Annotated in this window: 13 protein-coding genes; 9 read left to right on the top strand and 4 right to left on the bottom strand. The window is 73.1% G+C overall.

What is annotated here, in order from left to right:
• Nucleotides 1–79 precede the first annotated feature (79 nt).
• The 4 genes from ACFVQ3_RS05780 (at nucleotide 80) to ACFVQ3_RS05765 (ending at nucleotide 6,329) form a co-directional block, all read left to right on the top strand.
• Entirely contained in the window at nucleotides 80–703 is a 624-nt protein-coding gene (locus ACFVQ3_RS05780) for a GNAT family N-acetyltransferase (protein ID WP_387636205.1), read from the top strand.
• A gap of 54 nt (nucleotides 704–757) precedes the next feature.
• A complete protein-coding gene (locus ACFVQ3_RS05775; RefSeq protein WP_387636203.1) occupies nucleotides 758–2,845 on the top strand; it encodes a M3 family metallopeptidase in 2,088 nt (695 codons plus the stop codon).
• Nucleotides 2,846–3,161: 316 nt separating this feature from the next.
• A complete protein-coding gene (locus ACFVQ3_RS05770; RefSeq protein ID WP_387636200.1) occupies nucleotides 3,162–4,889 on the top strand; it encodes a multicopper oxidase family protein in 1,728 nt (575 codons plus the stop codon).
• Between the two features lie 93 nt (nucleotides 4,890–4,982).
• On the top strand, nucleotides 4,983–6,329 hold the full coding sequence (locus tag ACFVQ3_RS05765; RefSeq protein ID WP_387636197.1) for a M20/M25/M40 family metallo-hydrolase: 1,347 nt from the start codon (nucleotides 4,983–4,985) through the stop codon (nucleotides 6,327–6,329).
• Between the two features lie 25 nt (nucleotides 6,330–6,354).
• Here ACFVQ3_RS05765 and ACFVQ3_RS05760 read toward each other — a convergent pair whose 3' ends face one another.
• Nucleotides 6,355–6,585 carry a DUF5703 family protein gene (locus ACFVQ3_RS05760; RefSeq protein WP_387636195.1) on the bottom strand — a complete coding sequence of 77 codons (231 nt, stop codon included), beginning with the start codon at nucleotides 6,583–6,585 and terminating at the stop codon, nucleotides 6,355–6,357.
• A 110-nt stretch (nucleotides 6,586–6,695) separates the two neighbouring features.
• Between ACFVQ3_RS05760 and ACFVQ3_RS05755 the strand changes: the two genes are divergently transcribed.
• The gene (locus ACFVQ3_RS05755; RefSeq protein ID WP_387636192.1) at nucleotides 6,696–7,043 is read left to right on the top strand and encodes a primosomal protein; all 348 of its coding nucleotides are present in this window, start codon (nucleotides 6,696–6,698) and stop codon (nucleotides 7,041–7,043) included.
• A gap of 18 nt (nucleotides 7,044–7,061) precedes the next feature.
• On the opposite strand, the gene ACFVQ3_RS05750 is transcribed toward ACFVQ3_RS05755, so the two are convergent.
• The gene (locus tag ACFVQ3_RS05750) at nucleotides 7,062–8,033 is read right to left on the bottom strand and encodes an aldo/keto reductase (RefSeq protein ID WP_387636190.1); all 972 of its coding nucleotides are present in this window, start codon (nucleotides 8,031–8,033) and stop codon (nucleotides 7,062–7,064) included.
• A 264-nt stretch (nucleotides 8,034–8,297) separates the two neighbouring features.
• On the opposite strand from ACFVQ3_RS05750, the gene ACFVQ3_RS05745 reads away from it, so the two are divergent.
• Nucleotides 8,298–9,158 carry an undecaprenyl-diphosphate phosphatase gene (locus ACFVQ3_RS05745; RefSeq protein WP_387636187.1) on the top strand — a complete coding sequence of 287 codons (861 nt, stop codon included), beginning with the start codon at nucleotides 8,298–8,300 and terminating at the stop codon, nucleotides 9,156–9,158.
• Nucleotides 9,159–9,179: 21 nt separating this feature from the next.
• Here ACFVQ3_RS05745 and ACFVQ3_RS05740 read toward each other — a convergent pair whose 3' ends face one another.
• Nucleotides 9,180–10,295: a CorA family divalent cation transporter gene (locus ACFVQ3_RS05740; protein ID WP_387636185.1), complete on the bottom strand. Its 1,116-nt coding sequence runs from the start codon at nucleotides 10,293–10,295 to the stop codon at nucleotides 9,180–9,182.
• A 140-nt stretch (nucleotides 10,296–10,435) separates the two neighbouring features.
• Here ACFVQ3_RS05740 and mshC point away from each other — a divergent pair, with 140 nt between their 5' ends.
• A complete protein-coding gene (gene mshC, locus ACFVQ3_RS05735; protein WP_387636183.1) occupies nucleotides 10,436–11,710 on the top strand; it encodes a cysteine--1-D-myo-inosityl 2-amino-2-deoxy-alpha-D-glucopyranoside ligase in 1,275 nt (424 codons plus the stop codon).
• A 108-nt stretch (nucleotides 11,711–11,818) separates the two neighbouring features.
• On the opposite strand, the gene ACFVQ3_RS05730 is transcribed toward mshC, so the two are convergent.
• A complete protein-coding gene (locus ACFVQ3_RS05730; RefSeq protein WP_387636181.1) occupies nucleotides 11,819–12,691 on the bottom strand; it encodes a PAC2 family protein in 873 nt (290 codons plus the stop codon).
• Nucleotides 12,692–13,095: 404 nt separating this feature from the next.
• Here ACFVQ3_RS05730 and ACFVQ3_RS05725 point away from each other — a divergent pair, with 404 nt between their 5' ends.
• Both ACFVQ3_RS05725 and ACFVQ3_RS05720 read left to right on the top strand, forming a co-directional pair.
• The gene (locus ACFVQ3_RS05725) at nucleotides 13,096–13,869 is read left to right on the top strand and encodes a hypothetical protein (RefSeq protein ID WP_387636178.1); all 774 of its coding nucleotides are present in this window, start codon (nucleotides 13,096–13,098) and stop codon (nucleotides 13,867–13,869) included.
• Nucleotides 13,870–13,937: 68 nt separating this feature from the next.
• Nucleotides 13,938–14,681, top strand: a complete 744-nt coding sequence (locus ACFVQ3_RS05720) for an HAD family hydrolase (RefSeq protein ID WP_387636176.1) — start codon at nucleotides 13,938–13,940, stop codon at nucleotides 14,679–14,681.
• Nucleotides 14,682–14,884: the final 203 nt, after the last annotated feature.

Below are 14,884 nucleotides of genomic sequence, written 5' to 3'. Positions count from 1 at the left end.
GCGGCCCATCCTGCCCGGCTGCGGGGCCGCCTCCCGAAATGCCCTGTCGGCCCTGGCGGTGCGGTGGCATGCTGTCCGGATGGAACCTTTCGTCCTCGCCAACGAACGCGTCCACCTCGCGATGCCCACCGCTGCGGATGTGGACCGCATCACCGAGCTCTGCCAGGGAGCGGAGATCGCCGCGTGGACCACCGTGCCCAGCCCGTACGCGCGCACGGACGCGGCGTCCTTCATCGAGGAGATCGTGCCCGAGGCGTGGCGCACGGGCCGCGGGAGCACGTGGGCGATCCGCCGCCCCGACGCTCCCGACGGGCCCGTGCTCGGCATGGTCGGGATCACGCTCGACTCCTCGCCGACGCGCGAGAGGTCGGCCGAGATCGGGTACTGGCTCGCGCCCGAGGCACGCGGCGAGGGGCTCATGTCGGAGGCGGCGCGGCTCGTGGTCGACTGGGCGTTCGACCCCGAGGGGCTGGGGCTGTCCCGCATCGTGTGGACCGCGTTCACCGGCAACTGGGCCTCGCGTCGCGTCGCATGGCGCCTCGGGTTTCGCGTCGAGGGCACGGTGCGGGGCCACGGCGTCCAGCGGGGTGCGCGTCGGGACGCGTGGATCGGGACGCTGCTCGCCGACGACCCGCGCGAACCGGTCGAGCCGTGGCCGTCCGCCGAGGCGGGGGACCACGCGGGGCAGGTGCGGGCACGCTGACCCGCGGGGGAATGATGTCGTGAGCCGGGCGCCCGGCGGGTGAAGATAGGACGCATGACGAGCACCCTCGACCCGGCCAACCCGTTCGCCGCGGCGTCCACCCTCCCGTACCAGCTCCCCGACTTCACGACGATCCGCGAGGAGCACTACCTCCCCGCCCTCCGCGCCGGCATGGAGGCCGAGCGTGCGGAGGTCGAGCAGATCGTCACCGACCCCGAGGCGCCCACGGTCGCCAACACGCTCGATGCCCTCGAGTCCGCGGGGCAGCTCCTGACCCGTGCGGTCACGGTCTTCTACAACGTCGCGAGCTCCGACTCGACGCCCGGCCTCGAGGACATCGAGGAGGTCGTCGCCCCCGAGCTCTCGGCGCACCACGACGCGATCTACATGGACGCCCGCCTGTACGCGCGCGTCCGGGCGCTCCAGGACGCCGTCGACGCCGGCGAGCTCACGCTCGAGGCCGACACCGCCTGGCTCCTGCACACCCTGCTGGTCGACTTCCGCCGGTCGGGCATCGAGCTCGACGCCGCCGACCAGGACCGCCTGCGCGAGCTCAACGGGAAGCTGACCTCGCTCGAGGCCGCGTTCGGGCGCAAGCTCCTCGCGGGCGCCAACGCCGCGAGCGTCCTGGTCGACGACGCCGCCGAGCTCGAGGGCCTGCCCGAGGACGCGATCGCGGCGGCCGCCGCGGCAGCCGCGACGCGCGGGCACGAGGGCAGGTACCTGCTCGAGATGCAGCTGCCCACGCAGCAGGGCGTCATCGCGTCGCTCGCGCGCCGCGAGACCCGTGAGCGCGTCCAGCAGGCGTCCGTGACGCGCGGCGCGACGGGCGACGACAACGACACGCGCCAGATCGTGATCGACCTCGCGCGCCTGCGCGCCGAGCACGCCCGGCTCCTCGGGTACGACCACCACGCGGCCTACATCGCCGAGGACGCGACGGCCAAGACGACCGACGCCGTCAACGCGATGCTCTCGCGCCTGGCCCCGGCGGCCGTCGCGAACGCCCGCCGCGAGGCAGGCGACCTCGAGGTCGCGCTCGCCCGCGAGGTCGGCGAGGGCGCCGACCTGCGCGCGTCCGACTGGGCGTACCTCGCCGAGCAGGTCCGCAAGGAGCGCTACTCGCTCGACGACGCCGCGCTGCGTCCCTACCTCGAGCTCGACCGCGTCGTGACCGACGGTGTCTTCAAGGCCGCGAACCTGCTGTACGGCATCTCGTTCGCCGAGCGCACCGACCTCGTGGGCTACCACCCCGACGTCCGCGTGTTCGAGGTCTTCGACGGCCCGGTCGGCGAGCCCGACCACGGCCTCGGGCTGTTCCTCGCGGACTTCTACACGCGTGAGTCCAAGCGGGGCGGCGCGTGGATGAACAACCTGGTCGACCAGAACCACCTGCTCGACCAGCCGCCCGTCGTCGTGAACAACCTCAACATCGTCAAGCCCCCGGCGGGCGAGCCCACGCTGCTCGTGTGGGACGAGGTCATCACGCTCTTCCACGAGTTCGGCCACGCGCTGCACGGCCTGTTCTCGGACGTGCGCTACCCGTCGCAGTCGGGCACCGAGGTGCCGCGCGACTTCGTGGAGTACCCGTCGCAGGTCAACGAGATGTGGGCCTGGGAGCCGACGATCCTCACGTCCTACGCGGTCCACCACGTCACGGGCGAGCCCATGCCCGCCGCGTGGGCCCGGACCATGCTCGCCTCGCGCCAGTTCAACGAGGGCTTCGGGACGACCGAGTACCTCGCGGCCGCGCTGCTCGACCAGGCCTGGCACCAGCTCGCCCCCGAGCAGGTCCCCACGAGCGTCGACGAGGTCCTGCCGTTCGAGGCCGCGGCCCTCGACGCGGCCGGGGTCGGGTTCGCGCCCGTGCCGCCGCGCTACCGCACGACGTACTTCAACCACGTGTTCGGCGGCGGCTACTCGGCCGGCTACTACTCCTACATCTGGTCCGAGGTCCTCGACGCCGACACCGTGACCTGGTTCGAGGAGAACGGCGGCCTCAACCGGGCCAACGGCGACGCGTTCCGCAAGAAGCTGCTCGCGCGCGGCGGTTCGGTCGACCCCATGGTCGCGTTCGCGGACCTGCGTGGCCGCGACCCGGAGATCACGCCGCTCCTGACGCGTCGCGGTCTCGACGCGTAGTTCCGGCCACCGGCACCCGTTCGGCCCGGCCGGGCACTCGCGGGCACTACCGAGCGCTCTCGGGCGCGCTCGGGCGCCGAGGCGGAACCAGGTCCACCTCGGCGCCCGGCCGTCCGGGCCAGGGTCGGTTCAGGGGCGGGTGGGGGACACCCCCGATGTGCCCGACGGCGAGCCCTCCCTAGCCTGGAGACGGGCCTCCCCGGTGGTCCGGGGAGCACGGGCCGTCCGCACGACGGTGACCTCCGTCCCGCGTCCGCACGACGGTGACCTCCGTCCCGCGTCCGCACGACAGTGACCTTGGGAGCAGCGCACCGACATGACCACAACCTCCGACGGCGACACCGTCGCCCCCGCGCCCCCCGCCGAGGGGGACGGTCCCGCCGGGCCCTCTCCCCGCCGTCGGCGTCGCTGGGTCGTCGTGGTCGTGGTGCTCGCGACCCTGGCGGTCGGCGGGATCGCCGGAGGCGTCGCCGTGGCCTTCTCGAAGGGGGCGACCTCGACGGCCGGCGAGGTCGACTTCTCGCGACCCCTCGCGGTCCCGCCCCTCGCACCCTCGACCGTCGAGGGCGGCGTCCGGGTCTTCGCGCTCGACATGCAGGAGGGCGAGACGGACCTCGGCCAGGGCGGTCTCACGCCGACCCTCGGTGTCAACGGCTCGTTCCTCGGGCCGACGCTGCGGGCCACGCGCGGTGAGCAGGTACGCGTCGACGTGACCAACTCGATGACCGAGACCAGCACGCTGCACTGGCACGGCATGAGGCTGCCCGCGGTCATGGACGGCGGCCCGCACCAGCAGGTCGAGCCGGGTCGGACGTGGTCACCCACCTGGACGATCGACCAGCCCGCGGCGACGCTCTGGTACCACCCGCACCTGCACGGGCGCACGGCCGACCACGTGTACCGCGGCCTGGCCGGCCTCTTCCTGCTCGACGAGCCCGCCGGGTCGCCCGAGGCCGCGGTCCAGGACGCGCTGCCGCACGAGTACGGTGTCGACGACGTCCCGCTCGTCGTCCAGGACAAGAAGTTCCACCCCGACGGCCGGCTCGACGACGCGGACCCATTCCTGTCGAGCACGGGCGTGCGGGGCTCGGTGGTCCTCGTGAACGGCACCGCGAACCCCTATCTCGACGTCACGACCGAACGGGTCCGGCTACGGATCCTCAACGGCTCCAACGCGCGCGTCTACGCCTTCGGGTTCGACGACGGCCGCGACCTCCAGGTGGTCGGTTCCGACGGCGGTCTCCTCGCCGAGCCGGTCACGACCGACCGCCTCCAGCTCTCCCCGGGCGACCGCGCCGAGGTCGTGGTCGAGATGTCGCCGGGGGAGCGGACCGTGCTGCGCAGCTTCCCGCAGGAGCTCGGCGCGAACCCGTTCACGGCGCGGTTCTCCGGTGGCGACGACACGCTCGACGTCCTCGAGCTGCGGGCCGCGGCCGAGCTGGCGCCGTCGGGCGCCGTGCCGGCCACCCTCGGGGTCCTCCCCGCCGCGGACGAGTCGGCAGCGACCGCGACCCGCCGCTTCGAGCTCTCCGGGACGTCGATCAACGGCCAGGACATGGACCTGCGCCGCATCGACGAGGTCGTCGACGCCGGGGCGACCGGGGTCTGGGAGGTCACGGGGCTCGACGACACCCCGCACAACTTCCACGTCCACGACGCGCAGTTCCAGGTGCTCGACGTCTCGGGGGCACCACCACCCCTCGAGCTGCGCGGCTGGCAGGACACCGTCTACGTGCGCCCCGGCAAGGTCACGCGACTCCTGGTCACGTTCGGCACGACGCCCGACGCCGACAGCCCGTACATGTTCCACTGCCACCTGCTCCGCCACGAGGACCAGGGGATGATGGGGCAGTTCGTGGTCGTGGACCCCTCGGCGGCCGCGGGTACGGCGGGGCGTCCCGCCCCGGGGGACCTGCTGCCCGGGGTGAGCGACGACGTCGGGCACGGGGGCGAGCACACCGGCGCCGCGCCGCGCGGCGGGACCGGGCCGCGGCTCCCCGCCCAGGGGGCCCAGGGCCACACCGCGACCGGCGACCACGGCTGAGGTCTGACCACAACCTGGCCGGACCGGTGCCCACGGGGCGAGACACTCCGGCAAAGCCCCGGAGCGTGCCGCGACAACGGGTACCGTGTGGCCATGACGAGCCATGCCCACCCCGCGAACCCGCCGCAGACCCACCCGACCGCCGAGCAGGAGGTCGCGCGCATCTGCCAGGACCTGCTGCGCATCGACACCTCGAACTTCGGGGACGGGACGGGACCCGGCGAGCGAGCGGCCGCGGAGTACGTCATGGCCTCGCTCCACGAGGTCGGGCTGAGCCCCGAGCTGTTCGAGTCCGCGCCCGGTCGCGCGAGCGTCGTCGTGCGCCTGCCGGGGCAGGACCCCACGCGCCCCGCGCTCGTCCTGCACGGCCACCTCGACGTGGTGCCCGCGCAGGCCTCCGACTGGTCGGTCGACCCGTTCGCGGGCGAGGAGAAGGACGGGCTCCTGTGGGGGCGCGGCGCCGTCGACATGAAGGACATGGACGCGATGATCCTCGCGGTCGTGCGACAGATGGTCCGCGAGGGTCGCAGGCCCGCGCGTGACGTCGTCGTCGCGTTCTTCGCCGACGAGGAGGCGGGCGGCACGTACGGCGCGAGCTGGGCCGTCGACCACCGCCCCGAGATCTTCGAGGGCGCGACCGAGGCCATCAGCGAGGTCGGCGGGTTCTCCGTGGACATCGACGGCAGGCGCGCCTACCTGCTCCAGACCGCCGAGAAGGGCATCGCCTGGCTCAAGCTCGTCGCGGACGGCCGCGCCGGGCACGGCTCGCAGGTCAACCCCGACAACGCGGTGACGCACCTCGCGGCCGCGGTCGCGCGCATCGGCGCCTACCAGTGGCCCTACACGATCACTCCGACCGTCGACGCGCTCCTGCGCGGCGTCGCCGAGCTCACGGACCTGCCCTACGACCCCCGCGACGAGGCGAGCGTCGACGCGCTCGTCGCGGCCCTCGGGCCTGCCTCCCGGTTCGTCGGGGCGACCGTGCGCCACACGTCCAACCCGACCCAGCTCGACGCGGGCTACAAGGCCAACGTCATCCCCGGCCGGGCCGAGGCCGCGGTCGACGTGCGCCTGCTGCCGGGCCACGAGGACGAGGGCTTCGCGGTCATCGAGGGGCTCGTGGGCGAGCACGTGCGCATCGAGCCCATCCACCGCGACATCTCGCTCGAGGTCCCCTTCGAGGGCGACCTGGTCGACGCCATGATCGCGTCCCTGCACGCCGAGGACCCCGGCGCGACGGTCCTGCCCTACACGCTCTCGGGCGGCACCGACAACAAGTCTCTCGCGCGGCTCGGCATCACGGGCTACGGGTTCGCCCCGCTCCAGCTCCCCGCGGACCTCGACTTCTCCGGGATGTTCCACGGCGTCGACGAGCGCGTGCCCGTCGAGTCCCTGAAGTTCGGCGTGCGCGTCCTGGACCGCCTGCTGCGGACCTGCTGACCTGTCGGCGGGTGCGCTCGGCGCCTCAGAGCGTCGAGCGCACCCGCATGATCTTGCGGCGCAGCCACACGCGCCGCTCGCCGCCCACGTACAGGCGGGTGCGTTCGAGCTCCCACCGCCCGTACTCCGCCTCGTCCGTCAGGAGGCGGACGGCGTCGTGGCGGCTCACGGACCTGTCGATCGTGAGCACGCGGTACTCGTACTGGCTCCCGGCCTCGGCGCGGGCCGCCCGCTGCGGGGGAGGAGTGCTCGCCATCTGTCACCGTCCTCGTGTCGTGCGTGGGTCGGGGAGCGTGAGCCGAACCTCACTCTCCCGCCCCGGGATTCCGAGTGCCATTGTGCCTCTCGCAGGGCTACCGTCAGGGTATGACCGCTGACCCGCGCGCCGCCCTCGATCGATTCATCGCGGCCCTGGAGGCCCACTACAACGCCGTCGCCGCTCGCCGTGGCGAGGACGACCCCGCGGTCGACGACGCCTACTACGTGCTCGCGGACGCCTACGAGGTGTACGACGAGGCGCTCGCGCAGGTCCACGGCGAGGCCACGCCGTTCTACCTCGCGGAGGACGACGACGAGGACGACGAGGACTCGGACGAGGACGACGACGAGAGCGACGACGACCGGCTCGACGACGGGAGCGACGGCGACCCGGACGACGACCGGCTCGACGAGGAGTTCGACGAGGTCGACCTCCACGACGGCGTCAGCCGCTGACCTCCCGTCCGGGGAGCGCTACCAACGCTCGGGGTAGCCGAACGAGAGGGCGCTGACGTCGTCGAGCGCCTGGTGGACGGCGTCGGGCAGCTCGAGGTCGCTCGCCGCGAGCGAGGCCCGCAGCTGCGACGGGGTCCGGGCGCCGACGATCGCGCTCGAGACACCGGGCCGCTCCAGGAGCCACGCCAGCGCCACGTCGAGCGGTGCGCGCCCCAGGCCGTTCGCGGCCGTCACGACGGCCTCGACGATGCCCGACGACGGGCCGTCCAGGTAGGGCTGGACGAACCCGGCCAGGTGTGACGACGCCCCGCGCGAGTCCGCGGGCAGCGAGCTGCGGTACTTGCCCGTGAGCACGCCCCGACCCAGCGGCGACCACGCGAGGACCCCGAAGCCCATCTCGGTCGCGGCGGGCACCACGTCGCGCTCGATCCCGCGCTGCAGCAGCGAGTACTCGAGCTCCACCGCACTGAGCCCGACGTCGCCGCGCGCGTCGAGCGTCGCGGCCGCCCGCGCGGCGGCCCACCCGGGGTGGTTGGACAGGCCCACGTAGCGGGCGCGCCCGGTCGTCACGGCCAGGCGCAGGGCCGAGAGCGTCTCGTCGAAGGGCGTCCGCGGGTCCGGGGTGTGCACGAGGAAGAGGTCGACGTGGTCGGTCCCGAGGCGCGCGAGCGAGGCGTCGAGCGAGTCGAGGAGCGCACCACGGGACGCGTCGACGGTGTTGCCGTCCGCGGTGGTGCGGATCCCGGCCTTGGTGCACAGCAGCACGTCGTTGCGGTCGACCTTGCCCGCGGCGAGGAGCGAGCCGATCATCGACTCGCTCGCACCGCCGCCGTACGAGGCGGCGGTGTCGACCAGGTTGCCGCCGGCGTCGACGAAGTCCCGGAGCTGCTCCGCCGCGTCGATCTCGTCGGTGTCCCGACCCCACGCCATGGTCCCGAGACCCAGCGGCGAGACGCGAAGGCCGGTGCGGCCGAGCTGACGAAGTTCCATGCGCGGCAGGTTACCGGCGAAGAGGGCGCGATGCCCGGAGACGTGGCGCGGTCAGGAGGGTGAGGTCCGTCGCTCTGGGGCGCGCGGGCGGGGGTCGGGGCGGGCATGCGAGGGTCGGTGACCCGCGGATCGCGCCTCCCAGGTGTCCTGCGGGTGTCCGGTGCGGGTCCGTGCGGCGTCCGCCGGGCGACGCTCCGGTGACGCCTTCCCCGATCCGGCCTGTCCGGTCGGGCCGGGGCTCGTGGCGCCGGTATCGTGCCCTTCGTGAATGCATGGGAAGCCGTCCTTCTCGGCCTCGTCCAGGGCCTGACCGAGTTCCTGCCCGTCTCCTCGAGCGCGCACCTGCGCATCGTGGGTGAGCTGATCGGCTCGTCGGACCCGGGGGCGGCCTTCACGGCGATCACCCAGATCGGCACCGAGACCGCGGTCCTGCTGTACTTCCGGCGCGACATCGCGACGATCTGCCGCGCCTGGTGGCGTGCGGTGCGCGGCGAGAACGGCACCGGCTGGCGTGCCCGGATGGGCAAGGGCGACCACCACGCCGCCATGGCCTGGTTCATCGCTCTGGGCTCGATCCCGATCGTGGTCCTCGGGCTGCTGTTCCAGGACGCGATCGAGGCCTCGCTGCGCAACCTGTACATCACGGCGTTCATGCTCGCCGCGTTCGGCCTCCTCCTCGGGCTCGCAGACCGCGTCGGGGCCAAGAAGCGGGCGCTCGACAAGCTGACCCCGCGCCAGGCCGTCGGGTTCGGCCTCGCGCAGGCGCTCGCCCTGGTGCCCGGCGTCTCCCGGTCCGGCGGAACCATCACCGCGGGCCTGCTCATGGGCTTCACGCGCGAGGCGGCCGCCCGCTACTCGTTCCTGCTCGCGATCCCCGCCGTCCTCGGCTCGGGGTTCTACCAGCTCGCGAAGTCGGTCGCGGCGGACCCTGTGCCCGGCTCGCCCGGGTTCGGGGCCACGCTGATCGCGACGCTCGTGGCGTTCGTCGTCGGGTACCTCGTGATCATCGCGTTCCTGAAGATCGTCTCGACGTTCAGCTACACGCCGTTCGTGATCTACCGGCTCGTGCTGTCGGGGGTCGTGGTCCTGCTGCTCACGTTCGGCGTCCTGCAGCCGCTCGCCTGACCAGCGCGCACGTGCGGGCCGCTACATCCAGCCGACCTTCTTGAACGCCCCGTACAGCCCGAAGCAGCCGGCCACCATGATCGCGAGAGCCATCGGGTAGCCGAGCGACCAGTGCAGCTCGGGGATGTCGTCGAAGTTCATGCCGTAGATGCCGCCGACGATCGTGGGGAACACGAGGATCGCGGCCCAGGCGCTGATCGTGCGCATGTCCTCGTTCTGGCGCACCGAGACCTGCGACAGGTGCACCGAGAGCATGTCGGACAGCAGGTCGTCGTGCGCGTCGAGGTGCCGGTCGATGCGCTCGACGGTCGAGACCAGGCGGTCCATGAGCCGCTTGTCGAACGTGATGCGCGACCGCGCGCTGCCGGACACGAGCTCGGGCAGCTCGGCGGTGATGGGCAGCAGCGCCCGCCGCGCCTCGGTGATCTCGCGCTTGAGGTCGTAGATCGGCAGGACGGGGTCCGCGTTCCGCCGTGGCTCGAACACGATCTTCTCGACCTCGGCTACCGCGTCGCCCAGGGCCAGCTCGACGTCGGAGGCGGTCGCCACGAGCGCGAACAGGGCCTCGCCCGCGAGGTGCTGCACGCCCTTGCCGCGACCGTGCGACGGTCCCGTCAGGTGCTCGCGCATCCGGTCGTGGACACCCCCGGCGCCCTTCTCGACCGTCACGACGACGTCCGGGCCGACGAGGATGCAGAAGCTGCCCGTGCTGACCTGCCGGTCCTCCTCGGAGAACGCCACGGTCGGGGTCACGACGAGCAACCAGTCCATGCCGATGTGCTCGACGTGCGCCAGGGGGTGCTTGACGTGCCGCACGTGCACAGGCAGGTGCCCGCGCCCCCACTGCGTGCTCAGACCCACGCCGAGGGCCTCCGCAGCCTCCACGAAGTCGTCGAGCGTGCGGACCTCGTACCAGCGCGCCCCGGTCTCCTGGTCGGCCCCGGTCTCCTGGTCGGCCTGCGCCGGGGTGCCCTCGTCCACGGGGCCGGTCGGCCCCGTGCGCCCGTCGACGGGTCGGACGCGCCCGTCGGCCCCCTCGACCCACAGCTCCTTGTAGCGCGTCGGCTCCGTGCGCGGCTTCTCGGGGGTGCCGTGCTCGGCGGGTCGGGGGTCGGGGGGACGTGTGGGTTCGGTCACCCCTGCATTCTTGCCCGACGCCGCAGGCACGCCACCCAGGACGGGTGCGCGCCGCCGTCGGGCACCTCGCAGCGACGCAGGCGCGTCCCGCAGCGAGGACGGTCGGGTACCCCGCGGCCGTTCGCGGCTAAGGTTGTCGCGTGCACAGCTGGCCCATGCCTCAGATCCCTTCCCTGCCCGGCCGAGGACTCCCGATCCGGGTGCACGACAGCACCACCGGTGAGCTCGTCGTCGCCGCGGAGGGGGACACCGCGACCATGTACGTCTGCGGGATCACCCCGTACGACGCGACCCACATCGGGCATGCCGCGACCTACGTCGCGTTCGACCTCCTGGGCCGCGCCTGGCGCGACGCCGGGCACGAGGTCACCTACGCGTCCAACGTGACCGACGTCGACGACCCGCTGCTCGAGCGCGCGACCGCGACCGGCGTCGACTGGTGGGACCTCGCCGTCGAGCAGACCGCCCTGCTCGCCGAGGACATGACCGCCCTCGGCGTCGTGCCCCCGGACGTGTACCGCGGCGCGGTCGAGGCGATCCCCGACGTCGTGCAGGCCGTCGAGGCCCTCATCGAGGACGGGTTCGCCTACCGCGTGCCCGTCGAGCCCGGAGCGGGCGGTGACAACCCCGAGCTCGGCGACGTGTACGCCGACCTCAGCGCCGACGCGCGCTTCGGCGCCGTCTCGCGGTTCAGCCGCGAGGACATGCTGCGCCTGTTCGGCGAGCGCGGAGGAGACCCCGACCGCGACGGCAAGAAGGACCCGCTCGACCCGCTGCTGTGGCGGCGCGAGCGCACGGGCGAACCCACCTGGGACGGCGCGAGCCTCGGCACCGGGCGCCCCGGCTGGCACATCGAGTGCGCCGTCATCGCGCGCGACGGCCTGGGCCTGCCGTTCGACATCCAGGGCGGGGGAGCGGACCTCCTCTTCCCGCACCACGAGATGTCGACCTCGCACGACCGCCTGCTCGACCACGGGTTCGGTGCCCGCAACCACGTCCACGCGGGCCTCGTCGCCTACCAGGGCGAGAAGATGAGCAAGTCGCGCGGGAACCTCGTGTTCGTCTCGCGCCTGCGCGCCACGGGCGTCGACCCCATGGCCATCCGCCTGGCCCTGCTCGCGCACCACTACCGCTCCGAGTGGGAGTGGACAGACGCCGACCTCCCCGCCGCCGTCGAGCGCCTCGAGCGCTGGCGCTCCGCGGTCTCGGGCAACGGCGGCCCCGACGCCGACGCGACCCTCGCAGCCGTCCGCGCGGCGCTCGCGGACGACCTCGACGCCCCCACCGCGCTCGCCGCGGTCGACGCGTGGGCCGACGTCTCGCTCGCCGACGGTCGGGACACCTCGGCCGACACCGAGGGGGCGCCCGGCGTGATCTCGCGCGCGGTCAACGCGCTGCTCGGCGTGCGGCTCTAGCCCCGGCGCCTCACCGCTGCGCACGTGACGACGGCCCGTGGCCCCTCTGCGGGGGCCACGGGCCGTTCGTCGCTCGTGGTCGTGCGTGCGGGTCGGGCGCCCAGGTGCTCAGGCCAGCGGGCCGCCCGTGCCGTCGTCGCGGCGCTTGAGGTAGCGCTCGAACTCGCGCGCGATGGCCTCGCCGCTCGCCTCGGGCAGCTCGGCCGTGTCCTTGGCCTCCTCGAGCTGGTGGACGTACTCCGCGATCTCCTCGTCCTCGGCCGCGAGCTCGTCGACGCCGGCCTGCCACGCCTCGGCCTCCTCCGGGAGGTCGCCCAGGGGGATCGGGTCGGACAGCAGCTCCTCGACCCGGGACAGGATCGCGATCGTGGCCTTGGGTGACGGCGGGTTCGCGACGTAGTGCGGCACCGCGGCCCACAACGACACGGACTGCATGCCCCGCTCCGCGGCGGCGTGCTGGAGGACACCCACGATCCCCGTCGGCCCCTCGTACGAGTTGGGCTCGACATCGAGGACCGCGCGCAGACCCGCGCTCTCGGACGTCGCGGTCATGGGGATGGGGCGCGTGTGGGGGACGTCGGCGAGCAGCGCCCCCAACGTCACGACCGTGGTCACGCCCTCGCGCTCGGCAAGGTCCAGGAGCTCGCGGCAGTAGCGGCGCCAACGCATCGACGGCTCGATGCCGTGGACCAGCAGGACGCGGCGCCCGCTGCCCGGGACGGTCGCGGACACGATCGTCGTCGCGGGCCACGTGATCTCGCGGCGCCCGTTCTCGTCGGTGCCGACGACCGGGCGGATGACCTGGAAGTCGTGGTACTCCTCGGGGTCCAGCTCCGCGAGGTCCTGGGCGTCCCAGAGGTCGTGCAGGTGCAGGAGCGCGGCGGTCGCGGCACTGCCTGCGTCGTTCCATCCCTCGAAGGCGGCGAGCATGACCGTCTGGCGGTGCTCGGCCGGCTCGGCCGGGTCCCTCGTCTCGTTCATCGTCCCAGCCTAGGCTGCTGCGCCGCTGGTCATCGCGCGGGGCGGGAACGCCGACGAGCCCGCCGGCCTCCTACGAGCGGTCGTCACCCCCCCGTCGCCCCCGCCGGCCCCGGTCGGACGACGGCGCGGACAGCGCCGGATGCTCGGGAACGGCCCGGTGTATCAGGCTGCTCGGTGCATCCTTCCCTAGTGAGCGAAGGTTCGGGTGCGCGAGCCGTGCGCCGAGCACGAGGACGATCCCTGCTCGGTCCGATCGGCGATCCGGGGAAGAAGGCGCCACGATGGCGGACAGGGTGGGCAGGCCACGGGTTGCCGGCCGGGGCCGTGCGCGCAAACCCCTCCCCGAGGGCGAGGGTGACCGTGCCGCCAGGCCGACGGGGCTCTCTCGCTGGTGGGACAAGCCGGTGTCACGCATCGGCGCAGCGCTGGCGCTCGTCGCCGCGGTGCTCGGACTGGTGGTGGCCTGGCCCCAGACGTGGTGGCCGCGCCAGGTGCCCGCGCTGGCCGTGACCGTCGTCGCCGACCAGGGGGCGGCACTGTGGGTCGCGAACGAGCCGCCCGTGACGCCGACGACCCTGCCCTCGGCCGACGGGCCGGCCGGATGTGGTTCCGCAGCCCGGCACGAATGGGCGAGGAGCGCAGGCGCTGCACCGTTCGTGATCTCCTCGGTCACCGCTTTCCTCACAGCGCTGCGCAGAGACACCACGGTGGTCCTCACGGGGGCGACCCCAGTGGTGAGGTCGCTGCCGGGCGAGTTCGACACCGGCATCCTCCTGTGCCCGGACGAGGAGTGGTTCGCCATCGGCGGGGGAGAGACGTACCAACGCGCCCTGACGCTCGACGTCACCGCGGCAACCCCGACCGTCGAGATCTGGGACCCGGAGTCCGGGACGAGCGTCGATCGACTGTCGCTGTACCTGACCAGCGGGGAGGCCGCAGAGCTCGTCCTGTCTGCCAAGGCAGAGGCCGTCGACGGGGGCGTCGGGCAGGGGTGGGAGTGGGCGGTGAACCTGCACGTCCTCGTGAACGGCGAGGAGGAGGTCCTCAGGATCCCCGACGAGGGGTACTTCAAGGTGGCGGTCCTCAGCGCGGAGGGCGAGCTCTGGACCGACGCCGCGCAGCCGCAGACCTGCAGCCTGGACGATGCGCAGGCGGACGTCGGCGACGGGTGGTGCTGACGGTCACCATGGGGGGTGTGCTCGTGCCAGCTAGGGTGGCAGGACGGCCACGAACCGTTCCCCGAAGCATGGAGTACTCGTTGAACCCCCTGGAAGCACCCGATCTCGCACGCCCCGCCGACGCCTCCCGTGAGGCCCTCGTCCTGCCGCAGGCCGTCCTGTGGGACATGGACGGCACGCTCGTCGACACCGAGCCCTACTGGATCGCCGCCGAGCACGAGCTCGTCGAGGCGCACGGCGGGACCTGGTCGCACGAGCAGGCGATGCAGATGGTCGGCAACCCGCTCACGGAGTCGGCCCGGATCCTCCAGGCCGAGGGCGTGGACCTGCCGACCGAGCAGATCATCGACTTCCTCATCTCGCGCGTGATCGCGCAGGTCGAGGTCGAGGTGCCATGGCAGCCCGGTGCGCGCGAGCTGCTCGCCGAGCTGCGCGAGCGCGGGGTGCCGTGCGCGCTCGTGACGATGTCGTACCGCTCGCTCGCCGAGCCGGTCGTGGGGATGGCCCCGCCCGGGTCGTTCGCGACGCTCGTGTGCGGGGACGAGGTCACGCACGGCAAGCCCCACCCCGAGCCGTACCTCGTGGCGGCAGAGCGCCTGGGCGTCGACGTGACGCGCTGCGTCGCGATCGAGGACTCGCCCACGGGCATCGGGTCCGCGCGCGCGGCGGGGGCCGCGACGCTGGGCGTCGAGGCGGTCGTGCCCGTGCCGGTCCTGCCCGGGCTGAGCCGGACGCCGTCGCTCGCCCTCGTGGACGTCGACACGCTCGCGCGCATCCTCGCGGGCGACGTGGTCGACCTGTTCCAGGACTGACGGACGTTCCAGGACTGACGCAAGGTCGGCGTCGATCCCGGCGGTCGCAGCTCCGGTCCGGACGTGTGAAGCACCGCGCCTGCGCGCGTACCGCACCGGCCTGCGTGTGTGCCGCACGGGTCTGGAGGTGTGTGGCATCGGTCCGGTCGTGCGTCGCTCCGGTCCGGGTGTGTTTTCTGCGGAGTGGCAACAATTGTTGGCAC

The sequence above is a fragment of the Oerskovia sp. NPDC057915 genome, from assembly GCF_042887685.1.
GTDB lineage: Bacteria > Actinomycetota > Actinomycetes > Actinomycetales > Cellulomonadaceae > Oerskovia.
Note: the sequence above shows the minus strand (reverse complement) of the source record. Positions and strands in the feature narration are given on the sequence as shown.